Origin of the sequence: Staphylococcus sp. GDY8P94P (assembly GCF_017892255.1) — a bacterium.
Classification (GTDB): domain Bacteria; phylum Bacillota; class Bacilli; order Staphylococcales; family Staphylococcaceae; genus Staphylococcus; species Staphylococcus cohnii.
The window spans coordinates 1-264 of record NZ_JAESKU010000005.1; the positions used below are offsets into that span (position 1 = coordinate 1).

General features: G+C 23.5%; 1 pseudogene. It reads right to left on the minus strand.

Features of this window, described 5'->3' with window-relative positions:
* A pseudogene (locus tag KA926_RS03455) lies at positions 1-264 on the minus strand (hypothetical protein); the annotation flags it as partial.

Here is a 264-nt window from a genome sequence, read left to right on the forward strand (position 1 = left end):
TCTATACCTAAGAATTCATTTTCACCAAGAAATGTTTTACTAATTTCATTTAAAATATAACCCTCACCAGTACCAACATCTATCACATTATTTTTAGTTTTAATCTCATATTTTTTAATAATTTCTATGATTTTTGAAATTAATATCGAATACAAATTGCTACTATCATTCAATTCTCTTCTAGCAATAAACAATTTTTTATCGTATTTACTTTTTTTATGCCCTGAAATTAAATTCGAATAACCCTCTTTTGCAATATCAAAA